At 60.8% G+C, this 12,117-nt stretch carries 9 protein-coding genes and 1 pseudogene; 7 read left to right on the forward strand and 3 right to left on the reverse strand.

Annotation, left to right across the window (positions count from 1 at the left end):
- Nucleotides 1-108: 108 nt before the first annotated feature.
- Both Q5H33_RS05790 and Q5H33_RS05795 read right to left on the reverse strand, forming a co-directional pair.
- Nucleotides 109-660: an ECF transporter S component gene (locus Q5H33_RS05790; protein ID WP_041777277.1), complete on the reverse strand. Its 552-nt coding sequence runs from the start codon at nucleotides 658-660 to the stop codon at nucleotides 109-111.
- Between the two features lie 233 nt (nucleotides 661-893).
- A complete protein-coding gene (locus Q5H33_RS05795; RefSeq protein ID WP_003808765.1) occupies nucleotides 894-2,204 on the reverse strand; it encodes an O-acetylhomoserine aminocarboxypropyltransferase/cysteine synthase family protein in 1,311 nt (436 codons plus the stop codon).
- Between the two features lie 330 nt (nucleotides 2,205-2,534).
- On the opposite strand from Q5H33_RS05795, the gene Q5H33_RS05800 reads away from it, so the two are divergent.
- From Q5H33_RS05800 to Q5H33_RS05830, 7 genes are all read left to right on the forward strand, one after another.
- Entirely contained in the window at nucleotides 2,535-3,410 is an 876-nt protein-coding gene (locus Q5H33_RS05800) for a PfkB family carbohydrate kinase (RefSeq protein WP_003808760.1), read from the forward strand.
- Nucleotides 3,411-3,579: 169 nt separating this feature from the next.
- Nucleotides 3,580-4,032: a YraN family protein gene (locus Q5H33_RS05805; RefSeq protein WP_003808759.1), complete on the forward strand. Its 453-nt coding sequence runs from the start codon at nucleotides 3,580-3,582 to the stop codon at nucleotides 4,030-4,032.
- Nucleotides 4,032-5,561, forward strand: coding sequence for a YifB family Mg chelatase-like AAA ATPase (locus tag Q5H33_RS05810; protein WP_003808757.1), 1,530 nt, complete (start codon nucleotides 4,032-4,034; stop codon nucleotides 5,559-5,561). The genes Q5H33_RS05805 and Q5H33_RS05810 overlap by 1 nt, the downstream gene beginning before the upstream one ends.
- Nucleotides 5,558-6,862 (forward strand): DNA-processing protein DprA, encoded by a 1,305-nt coding sequence (locus tag Q5H33_RS05815; protein WP_003808755.1) that lies wholly within the window; start codon nucleotides 5,558-5,560, stop codon nucleotides 6,860-6,862. Before Q5H33_RS05810 ends, Q5H33_RS05815 begins: the two co-directional genes overlap by 4 nt.
- Nucleotides 6,863-6,930: 68 nt before the next feature.
- Entirely contained in the window at nucleotides 6,931-8,787 is a 1,857-nt protein-coding gene (locus Q5H33_RS05820) for an FAD-binding protein (protein WP_117565596.1), read from the forward strand.
- A 58-nt stretch (nucleotides 8,788-8,845) separates the two neighbouring features.
- Nucleotides 8,846-9,763 (forward strand): succinate dehydrogenase/fumarate reductase iron-sulfur subunit, encoded by a 918-nt coding sequence (locus tag Q5H33_RS05825; RefSeq protein WP_003808751.1) that lies wholly within the window; start codon nucleotides 8,846-8,848, stop codon nucleotides 9,761-9,763.
- Nucleotide 9,764: 1 nt separating this feature from the next.
- Complete coding sequence (locus Q5H33_RS05830; protein ID WP_003808749.1) at nucleotides 9,765-10,436, forward strand: O-methyltransferase; 672 nt, start codon at nucleotides 9,765-9,767, stop codon at nucleotides 10,434-10,436.
- Nucleotides 10,437-10,657: 221 nt separating this feature from the next.
- Here the strand turns inward: Q5H33_RS05830 and nhaA are convergent.
- Nucleotides 10,658-11,893: pseudogene (gene nhaA / locus Q5H33_RS05835) on the reverse strand (Na+/H+ antiporter NhaA); the annotation flags it as partial.
- Nucleotides 11,894-12,117 lie beyond the last annotated feature (224 nt).

The following is a 12,117-nucleotide window of genomic DNA, read 5'->3' on the forward strand; positions in this document are numbered from 1 at the left end:
AACACAGCCACTACGGATACTATATGAACGAATATGTATAAATAAAGCCCGTGGAATCGCCGTTCATCGGTGAACCCACGGGCTTTATTTATGCAAGACAATAATGTATCACTCGCCGGCCTTGACGCTGAGGTTGCCGAGTCGCACCAGCGGCGGATAAGCCTTGCGCACCGCGGAGAACAGTGCGAAGCCAACGATCAGGCCGACAACCATCTGGAATGAGTTGCCGATGATTTCGCCTAGGGCCGGACCGAAGCCGGACAGGATGCCGCCGGCGATGAAGTAGCCGAACACCTTCCACACGCCGGCCACCAGAGAGCCGATGACGACGTTGGCCGGTTTGAATTCACGGACCAGCAGACCCACGAGCACCGCCTGCAGACCATCGATGATGAAGGTGAAGATTGCCCACTGCGGGTATCCCGAGATGAGGTCGGACAACGCCGGTCCAAGACCGCCGACGATGCCGCCGACCCACGGGCCGAACGCATAGGAGCTGAAGAAAATCATCGTGTCGGACAGGTTGAGGTATCCACGGGTCGGGGTCGGAATCTTCACGAACATGGTCAGCACGGTGGTGACCGCGGTCATGATGGCGATCAACGGGATGGTGTTGACCTGAATAGCTTTCTTGATATCGTTCTTGACGTCCTGCGCCATAATACAGTCTTCTTCTCTCTTTTTTACCAAAATAGCAAAATCATCTTGCTTTTCCTACGATTTGTAAAGAAATCGCAAGGAATTTCTTTCGATGTATCAAATTGCGACATACCATATCGCAACAAGCGAAAATTTTATCCCATCCGCGTTACAAGCGCAGTGCAAAGCGGGCGGCCCGCAACACCCCCTTCTCATGGTGCAGCGGACCGCCCGACAGTTGTTTCAGACCAAAGTCACTTGGCCAGACCGGATTCGCGCAAGGCCTTGAAGCCGCTTTCGAGGTCCTCGATGATGTCGTCGATGTTCTCCAGTCCGATGGACAGGCGGATGGTGCCCTGGTGGATGCCCTGGTCCTCGAGCTCCTCCAGCGTCTCCTGGGAGTGCGTGGTGGAGGCCGGGTGAATCACGAGGCTCTTGGCGTCGGCCACGTTGGCCAACAGGCTGAACAGGTGCAGGTTGTCGATGAACACGCGTGCCGCGTCCTTGCCGCCCTTGATGTCGAAGGTGAAGATGGAACCGCCGCCGTTCGGGAAGTACTTCTTGTACAGGTCGTTGTCCTTGCGGCCTTCGATGGACGGGTGGGAGATGGACTCGACCTCCGGCACGGTCTTCAGGTAGTCGATGACCTTCAGCGCGTTCTGGACGTGGCGTTCGACGCGCAGGGACAGGGTTTCGGTGCCCTGCAGCAGCAGGAAGGCCGCGAACGGGGACAGGGTGGCGCCGGTGTCGCGCAGCAGGATGGCGCGCACGCGGGTCACGAAGGCGGCGCCGCCGAGGGCCTCATAGAAGTTCAGGCCATGGTAGGACGGATCCGGCTCGGTCAGGGTCGGGAACTTGCCCGGCACTTCGGCCCAGTTGAACTTGCCGCCTTCCACGATCACGCCGCCGAGGGTGGTGCCGTGGCCGCCGATGAACTTGGTGGCGGATTCCACAACGACGTCGGCGCCGTGCTCCAGCGGGCGGAACAGGTACGGGGAGGCGAAGGTGTTGTCCACGATCACCGGCAGGTGGTGCTTGTGGGCGATGGCGGTGATGGCCTCGAAGTCGGGCAGGTCGGCGTTCGGGTTGCCGAAGGTCTCGAAGTAGACGAGCTTGGTGTTCTCCTGGATGGCGTCCTCGAACTCCTGCGGGTTCTCGGCGGAGACGAAGGTGGTGGTGATGCCGTCGCGCGGCAGGGTGTGGCGCAGCAGGTTGAAGGTGCCGCCGTACACGTTCTTGGCTGCGACGATGTGGTCGCCGGACTGGGTGATGTTGCGCACCGCGTATTCCACGGCGGCCGCGCCGGACGCGACGGCCAGGCCCGCGGTGCCGCCTTCGAGGGCCGCGATGCGGTCTTCGAACACGCCCTGGGTGGAGTTGGTCAGACGGCCGTAGATGTTGCCCGGGTCCGCCAGTCCGAAGCGGGCCTCGGCGTGGTCGAAGTTGTGGAAGACGTAGCTGGTGGTCTGGTAGATCGGCACCGCGCGGGAGTCGGTGGCCGGGTCGGCCTGCTCCTGGCCGACGTGCAGCTGCAGGGTTTCGAAACGATAGTTCTTGTTTGCCATGATGCGCTCTCCTTGGATAAGGGTTCGTTGTTCTCGTCTTGGTTGGCCACCCGCCCTGCCGTGTAGGGCGCTTGGCCAGGTGTTGGTAGCGACAATAAACCGGCCGGCGAGCGCAACGCAAGCCGAACGTTATCGCACTTGCCTATATCCCCTTATAAACCGTTGGAATCATTGGCTTTCCCCACTCCCCCAACCGTTGAAAAAACCATTCGGAACCATTCGACACGCCGAAGTCCCGCATGCCGGTGACCCACCGTGAGGAACGGATGCGCGTCAGGTCAGGGGAACGGCTAAAGTCATGGGCAGGCAAATCGCAAGAGAGGTTCCGATATGAGCGATGAGATTCTGTACGACCGTGATCCGCGGTATATTCCGCGCGTCGCCGCGGTGCATGACATGTGCGGTTATGGCAAGTGTTCGCTGACGGCGGCCATTCCGATTCTGTCGGCGGCCGGCTGCGACGTTTGTCCGGTGCCGACGGCGCTGTTTTCCGCGCACACGCGCTACGAGGTATTCACGTTCCACGATACGACCGAAATTCTGGACGGCTATCTGGACGCATGGCGTCAGGAGAACGTCGATTTGGATGGCGTCTATTCCGGTTTTCTTGGTTCCGCGGACCAGGTCGCAATCATCAAACGCCTATACGCGGAGTATCCGCATGCCTTGCGGTTGGTGGATCCGGTGATGGGCGACGGCGGAGAAATCTACGCCACGTACACTCCTGAGCTATGTCGGGCGATGGGCACGCTGGTGGATGGCGCGGATGCGCTGATGCCGAATCTTACCGAGGCATCCATTTTGACGGGCCGTGACTATCCAGGCCAGGATATCGACGACGCGCAGGTGGATGAGATTCTTGGGGCGTTGCTTGCCGCCGGCGCGAAGAACGTGGTGCTTAAGGGCATCGATCGAGGGGATGGCATGATTCGCAACTATGTGGCGTCAGCTTCGACGGGCGTCGCCGGAAAACAGGAGCTGGCGCATGCCAAGCTGCCGTTCATGACCCACGGCACCGGCGACGCGTTCGCGTCGGCGCTGTGCGGCGCGGTGATGGCTGGCCGTCCTCTGGCCGAGGCCGCGAACATCGCCGGCGAGTTCGTCCGCCATGCGATGGAAAGCACCCAGTATCAGCCGAATCATGAGGAACGAGGCGTGAGCTTCGAACTCAATCTCGACGAATTGACCGCTTTGACCCGTCGTTGACGGTTCATCGGTCACTCTTTTCGCACAGAGGCCTTGGATCGTGTTGTGGATAGGTGTGGATAGCGTCGACTCATCCACCGACTATCCACGACACGCCCGAGATACGTAAGTTATCCACATTAGCCTATCGGCCTTGTCATGCGTGGCTTCTGTCTGTTGGACTAGGGCCATGAACCATTCATCATCACATGATGTTCCGGCCCCAACGCAGCCGCCGGAGCAGATTCTCGATTCCCTAGCGCGGCGTCTGCATGACGGCACGCTGCGTTCCCGACAGATCGGCGAGCTGGGAGAACAGTACGCCGCCGCATGGTTGGAAAGCCAAGGGTGGCGGACGCTCGACCGCAACTGGCATTGCCGATACGGCGAACTCGACGTCGTGTCGCGCAATCCGATGGGCCAGATCGTTTTCGTCGAGGTCAAAACCAGACGTACGATGCGCTACGGCACCCCTCAGGAGGCGGTGACCGCTTCCAAGCAAATCAATCTGCGCCATGCCGCCGTGCAATGGCTGACGGCGCCGGAGCACCGCATGCCGAACAGTGGCGTGCGTTTTGACGTCGTCACCGTCGTGGTGCAGGGAGACAGACCTTTGCTGCATCATATCGAGGGAGCGTTCTGATGGCCATCGGCAGCGCCCTTTCCGTAGGACTGATCGGTTTGAAAGCCTTCATCGTCCAGATTCAAGCGTTCGTATCCCCTGGACTTCCCTATTTCTCCATCATCGGCCTGCCCGACACCTCATTGTCCGAGGCGCGCGAACGGGTCAAGTCGGCATGCCAGGCAAGTGGTTTCAAATGGCCGGAAACCCGTGTCACGGTCAATCTCTCCCCAGCGTCCATGCCGAAGAAAGGCTCTTCGCATGATCTGGCCATCGCGGCCAGCGTGCTCAGCGCGGCCGGCGCAATCGCCCATGACTGTCTGGCCGGCACCATCGTGCTTGGCGAGGTGAATCTTGACGGCACCGTATTGCCCATCAACGGACTGCTGCCCATCATGCTGCATGCGCGGGAGCAGGGAATCGCAACAATCATCGTGCCTTACGCCAACCTTGATGAGGCCCGTCTCGTTCCGGATGTCAAGGCGATCGGCGTGAGGCATGTCGGAGAGCTCATCGAACTGATGGGAGGCGATGCGGACTACCGGATTCCCGAAGCCACGCATGCCGTGAACGCCGATGTCGGCGCCACGGGCATGTGTCCTCCGCCCGGCGACATGAGCGAAGTGATGGGCCAGCAAGCGGCCAAATGGGCGTTGGAGGTGGCTGCCGCCGGAGGCCATCATCTGATGATGACCGGTCCGCCCGGCACCGGCAAGACCATGCTCGCTTCGCGAATTCCCGGCATCATGAGTCCTTTGAACGAGACGGAACAGCTTGAAGTGGCCTCGATTCGTTCGTTATGCGGCACGCTTCCCGGATACGGAATCAGCGACGTTCCACCGTTCGAGGCGCCCCACCATACCGCGTCGACCGCCGCGCTGGTGGGTGGAGGCGCGGGATTGGCCCAGCCCGGAGCCATCACCCGCGCGCATCGCGGCATCCTGTTCATGGACGAGGCTCCGGAGTTCTCGGCGCGTACGCTGCAGACGCTGCGCGAACCTTTGGAATCCGGATATGTCGCGATTTCCAGAGCGAAAGGCACCACATACTATCCGGCTCGCTTCCAACTGATTATGGCGGCGAATCCCTGCCCGTGCGGCTACGCGTACGGCAACGGCGAGCGCTGCACCTGCCGAGAAAAGGACCGCGTCAAGTATTTCAGCCGGCTTTCCGGACCGATCCTCGACCGTATCGACATCCAGATCGAGGTGCCTCCGGTGGAGCGGATAAGTCCGGGGAACGCTCCCTCCGGCGATTCGAGCCATGCCATACGTCTGCGTGTCATCGTTGCCCGGCAGATGGCGCAGGAACGGTTCCGCGAATTCGGCTGGTGCTGCAACGCGCAGGCTACCGGCACCTGGCTGAGAGCCAACACCTCCCCCAAGGCCATCGAATTGGTCAACCGCGCCTTGGCGAGCGAGCGGCTGAGCCTGCGTGGCGCCGACCGTGCCATGCGGCTTGCGTGGACATTATCCGATCTGGCGGGAAAGACTTCCCCAGGACCTGAGGAAATGATGCAGGGAATATCCATGAGAACGAGGCTGGCATGATGGTGACGATCGACGACGAGACCCTGGCCCGCGCGGTGCTCACCTTCTGCCTGGACAGCGCCGACGCGATGATGTACGCGCTGGTCAAAGGCACCGGCTCCGCGGCAAGCGCGCTACAGCTGATCGCTGACAGCGGCCCTGGCAATCACGAAAACGTGACGGCCGCGGCCTGCACGTCATTGGATGCGGCGTTCATCAACGGCGTCACTCGTTGGGGACGCACCATCAACGCCCGCGGGATGGCTTCGTTCCATGGCTCGCTGGTGTCATGGCAGCAACGTCTGGCATCGTTGCCCAGCAAGGATCCGGACGCATTGCGAGACTGGTTCACAGCAGACGGCACGCAGTGGATCATCGCCCCGCATCACCCCTGTTGGCCCAGCCAACTGAACGACCTTTCACTGCGCACCGACTGGGCCTCCCCGCTCTGCCTATGGGGCAAAGGCGATCCGAAGGCGCTGGTGTCATGCCCCGAGCCGGTGGGTATCGTCGGCTCACGGGGCGTAAGCGACTACGGTAGGCAAAGCGCCCACGAATTGGCCCTTCGGATGGCGCGTGCCGGACATCTGGTGGTATCCGGCGGCGCGCTGGGCACCGACGCCGCGGCGCATTGGGGCGCGGTCAAAGCCATGGACGAAATGAGCGCCGCTCTGGCGGGACGCACCGTCGCCGTATTCGCTGGCGGACTGAACCATATCGGTCCGAAAAGCAACCAGAACCTGTTCGAGCAGATCGAAAGCCATTCGGGCGCTTTGATTTCCGAACTGTGCCCCGGAACCGTGCCAGAGGCAAGACGGTTCCTGCTGCGCAACCGTCTGATCGCGGCATTGTCATCCACTCTGATCGTGGCGCAGGCACGTGCGCGTTCCGGCGCGCTCAACACCGCAGGCTGGGCGAACGAACTCAACCGCAATCTGTTCGCCGTGCCGGGAGACATCACCATGCCGCATAACACCGGCTGCAATCGCCTTATCCAAGACGGCAGAGCCACCATCATCTGCTCACTGGCGGAGATCGACGAACTATGCCATAGCGCGCATCGCCCGCAACATGTCGACCTGCCGGATGACACCGAACATCCGCAGGAATCGACAGACGAATCCGACGATGCCATACTCGCCGCCATTAAAACTTGCGCCGAAGCAAACGGCCACGTCTCCGCCGACGATCTGCTCGATCTAATGGACAAGACGCATCCGGGAGAATATCCCATCTCGCGAATCATGCGCGAACTGGGCTCCTTGGAGCTTGAAGGCCGCATCAGCATGCGGTCCGGATGGATCATCGCCGAGCAGCGATAGCAGGCCCGGCACCTCCACCTCAGCCGCGTCGAACGTGCGAGGTCACACCTTGTGCGAGAATCGGTGGTATGAGTCCGAAGCATGTTGAAGATATGTATGATGCAGTGATCGTCGGCGCAGGCGCGGCCGGCCTGTCCGCAGCGTTGGGAATGCTCCGTAGCGAGCGGATGCGCCAGATGCGGGCGGACGGCATCGAACCGAACGTCCTGGTGATATCCAAACTGCAGCCGCTGCGTTCGCACACCGGCTCCGCGGAAGGCGGCATTGCGGCCAGCCTTGGCAACGTGGAGAAAGACGATTGGCATTGGCATTACTATGACACAGTCAAAGGCGGCGACTGGCTTGTCGACCAGGATGCGGCGAAGCTGCTTGCCGAACAGGCTCCTGCCACTGTGATCGCGCTGGAGCATGCCGGCGTCGCGTTCTCGCGTACCGATGACGGCCATATCGCGCAGCGCCGTTTCGGAGGCCATACCAAGGATTTCGGCAAGGAACCGGTCCGCCGCGCCGCTTATGCGGCCGACCGCATCGGGCATCAGATTCTGTTCTCGCTATGGCAGCAGTGCGTGGCCGAGGGCGTTGAGTTCGCCGAGGAATGGTATGTGACCGATCTGGTGGTTTCCGAAGACCACGGCAAGGTCGAGGGCGTGGTGGCGTTCGACACGCACAAGGGCGAGACGCATGCCATCCACGCACGCAATGTGCTGATGGCCACTGGCGGTGCCGGCCGTCTGTTCCATACCACGTCGAATTCGTGGGATCTGACCGGTGACGGCATGGCGTTGACATTGTCCGCCGGCCTTCAGCTTGAGGATAGCGAGTTCGTGCAGTTCCATCCGACCGGTCTCGCCCATACCGGCATTCTGCTGTCTGAGGCGGCACGTGCGGAAGGCGGCGTGCTGCGCGACTCCGATGGCGAGGCGTTCATGGAACATTACGCGCCGGGGCATGCCGATCTTGCCGCGCGTGATGTGGTGAGCCGTTCCATCATGGCTGAAATCGACGCCGGACGAGGAATCGCCGATCCGAAGAATCCGGATGGGCCGAAGGATTGTGTCTGGCTGGATATGACCGGCATCGATGCGGATCATATGCATGAGGTGCTGCCGCAGGTGGTGGAGACCATCGAACAGTATGCCGATCTCGATCCGACCCGCGACTATGTGCCGGTCAAACCCACCGCGCATTACACCATGGGCGGCATCCCCATCACCACCGACGGCGAAGTCTACCGTTGGGTCGATGGCGAACGCACCGTCGTGGACGGTCTGTTCGCCGCTGGCGAATGCTCCTGCGTGTCGGTGCATGGCGCGAATCGTCTGGGCGGCAACTCGCTGTTGGACGCCTGCCTCTTCGGCACCCGTTCGGGCAAGGCGATGGCTGAACGTGTCGTCGATAATCCAGTGAACGATCCGATGGCCGAGCCTGCCGACGAAGCATCTATCGACGCGGTGTCGCAGGCTGCCGACAAGCGTTCCGCGCAGGTCAAGGAACTGTTGACGCGGCCGTCCGATGACGACGATGCGTCGTCGGACAATCCGTACCAGCTGATGGCCGATTTGGGATCCGTCATGGAGCAGGCGGTCGCGGTGCGTTGCGACCGGAACAGCATCGAACAGGCGTTGGCTACGCTGGACGATACGCTCACGCCGCGTGCCGAGGCGCTGCATGCGCATTCCGACTCCCCCACGTTCAATCAGGAAATCACCGCCATCTGGGAGGTGCGCCATCTGTTGGAGCTCGGCAAGGCCGTGCTCGCCGCCTCCGATGCGCGTCACGAATCCCGTGGATCGTTGAAGCGTCTTGATTTCCCGGAGCGTGACGACGAGCATTTCCTGGCCCATTCCATGACGGATGTTTCCTGCCAGGTCTCCTGGCAGCCGGTGCACATCGTGGACATGCCGCCAAAGGCCCGTGAATACTGACACCCTGGGCACGGCGTATGGCAGACTGGTTGACGGTTTTTTATCGAAAGGCAGGTATATGAGCGGCATGGAGAACGGCATGGAAACGGTGACGTTGCGGGTGAACAGGTTCACGCCGCGTCCCGAACGCGGCCGTGAACGAGGCGGCTCGCCGTTCGCTAGGAAGAGCTCTCCCTTCGGCGATTCCGGATCCACGCGCAGGCGTCCGCGAGGCAAGCAGTGGGTGCAGGATTACGCGGTGCCGGCGCGTCCGGAGGACACCGTGCTTGACTGCCTGCTCAAAGTCAAGCGCACCATCGATCCGACGCTTGCCTTCCGTTATTCGTGCGGTCATGGCATGTGCGGTTCCGATGCCGTGTCCATCAACGGCACGCCTACGCTTCTGTGCACCGCCACGGTGAAGGCTTGGGCAAAGCAGCCGTCCGACGCACAGGTGGATGAGGACGGCTTCCGTCATACGGGCGAAGACGTTCAACCCGCGCAAACGCAGGATGCCGACGATTTGGGTGTCATCGAGCTCGCACCGCTGCCCGGTTTCCCCGTGCAGCGTGATCTGATCGCCGATATCGACCAGATGCTTGACCAAATCAGGAAACTCAAGCCGTATCTGCAGGCCAGTGGCGAACTCGCCACCACCGCGGACGGCAAGATCAACGCATTCGAATATCTGCAGAATCCCCAGCAGCTCGCCAAGTATGAGCTGCTGAGCAACTGCATAGCCTGCGGCACCTGTGAGGGAAGCTGTCCGGTATATGCAGGCGGCGAGGCGTTCATCGGCCCTGCGGCTCTTATCGCCGCCTCCCGTTTCATCAATGATTCACGCGACAGTCAGACGGATGCACGTATGGATGCCATCGATTCCGCCGATGGCATCGCCGCGTGTCAGTCGGTGCGCGCCTGCACGCGTGAATGCCCGCGTGGCATCGATGTCGGTGAGGAGATCTGGCAGCTGATCGCCCAAATCAAGGAGCGCTGAAATGGATAGGACGTCATATACCAATCTCGCGAAATCGTGGGAGTACGTCGAGGATCATGCGTTCTCACGCCAGTCTGCCGAACTCAATGCGATCAGGACCGCGGCCGAGGAAGCCGGCATTCCCCAAGGATCCGCGGCGCAGGCCGAATTGCTGCGCATGCTGGTGCGAATGTTGGACGCCTCGTCGGTGATCGCCATCGGCACCGGTTCCGTGGTGGAGACGATGCAGCTGATCAACGGTCTTGACAATGCAGGCCAGCTTACGGCCGTCGATTCGTCCACGCAGGGCATCGCGCTGATTCGCAAACTGTTCAATCGTCTGTCCGATGACACCGAAACCACATTGCGTGCCGTGAACGCGTCCGCAGGTGTGTTTCTGCCCCGTCTGAACGCCGAGAATTACGATTTAATCGTCGTGGCCGGCGATCCGGAGAATTATGCGGCGGCTTTCGCGCAGGCTCCACGCCTGCTGAAACCGCATGCCGCGATTGTCTTCACCGATGTACTTGCCTTTGATTCGGCCACATCGGCCGGCGGCGTGCTGAATCCCGCCAATCGTGATGCCAAATCCATCGCGATGCGCGAATTGCTGGAAACAGTGGAGTCGGATGAACGGTTCGTCACTGCGTTGACGCCGACCGGCACTGGTCTGCTGGTTGCCGTCAAGAAATAGACCAATCAGATTAATCAGCCGTGCCGCAATGGCACGATATGTTGAAAGGGCCACGCATGGGAATGCGTGGCCCTTTCAACATATGGAAATCCCTTTTACTGTTCCTGGTGGGTGCCGATTATCTGGCTGACCACCACGGTACCGTCTTCCAGCACCGTCTCAACTTCGTTCATGGCATCTTCGTCGCCGGTATGGTGCTTATGCTTCGTACCGTCCTCCAGTTCGAATCGTTTGGATTGATGGCTCAGCAGAATACCTGAGATCACGGCTGCGACCATGGACCCCACCAGGACGCCGAAACGGGCTTCAGCCGATAGTTCGGCATCCTGATATGCCAGCGACGCGATGAGAAACGACACCGTGAAACCAATGCCGCAGGCGCAGGCGGCGGGGAACATGTCGCGCACGCGCAGCCCCTTGGCCATCTTCAGACCGCCCACGTGCGTGGACAGCCATGCGGTGGTCATGATGCCCAGAGGTTTGCCGACCACGAGCGCCACCATCACGGCAACGACCACCGGCGAGACGAACAGCGCCAAGGTCAACGACTCGAAGTGCACACCAGTGGCGAACAGTGCGAAGATCGGCAACGCCAGCAGTGCGGAGAACGGCTGCAGCTTGTCGGCGTAACGTTCCGCACGCGGCATCTTCTCACCGAAACGCTCATGGGCCGGCGTGAGCAGTCCCACGAGCACGCCGGCCAAAGTGGGGTGCACGCCGGCTTCGAACATCATGACCCATGCCAGCACGCCCACGATGGCCACGGCCAACCACGGTACCTTGCGCATGCGGACCAGAAAGTACCAGACGACCGCGCATACGGCTATGCCAAGGAACCAGTACCATGCGTTCACCGATGAGAAGAACACCGCGATCAGGATGATGGCCAGCAGGTCGTCCACTGTGGCCAATGTCATCAGAAAAGCGCGGATGGATCCCGGCAACGCTTTGGCGAACAGGGCCAATACGGCCAATGAGAACGCGATATCCGTGGCTGTGGGCACCGCCCAGCCATTGGACATCTGTGCGAAGGAGAACGACGTTCCTGAAGCGATGACGAGTTGCCCTGATCCTGCCGCCGCAAACAATGAGATCACGCCGATGAACAGTACCGGCGGAGCAAGCATACCGCCAACCGCGCACAGCATCGGCACGGCCGCGGCTTTGGGATTGGACAGTGATCCCGTGGTGAGTTCCTGCTTCAATTCCAGGCCTACGGTCAGGAAGAACACCGTCAGCAGGCCATCCTGCACCCAATGGCCCAATCCCATGTCGATATTGGTGTGTGGAATGGCTATACGGAAGTTCTCAAGCTGTTCGAACGCATGCGCGGTGAACGGCAGATTGGCGAGCAATAGGCCGGCAAGAGCGAAACCGAGCATAATCAGACCGGATATGCGGTCGGACGCGGCTATGCGTCGGATTGTTGCCCAGGTTCCCCTCTTCGATGTGGCCATCATGCTCCTTGTCTTGCGGTCCCCGTTCGACCGCAGTATCCGTAAACGTAGTATCAAGTGTATCGGAGGGTCTTGGCGTTCATCCCTGCCGCATATTGCGCTCCGCTGTGCGCGCAATCAATTGTAGGCTTCCAAAAATCCACGGAAAATAAAGAAAGCCTCCTCCGCATTCGCGAAGGAGGTTCATGTGCGCGAGACAGGATTCGAACCTGCGACCTGCTGAT

Origin of the sequence: uncultured Bifidobacterium sp. (assembly GCF_959020145.1) — a bacterium.
In the GTDB taxonomy this organism is placed as follows: domain Bacteria; phylum Actinomycetota; class Actinomycetes; order Actinomycetales; family Bifidobacteriaceae; genus Bifidobacterium.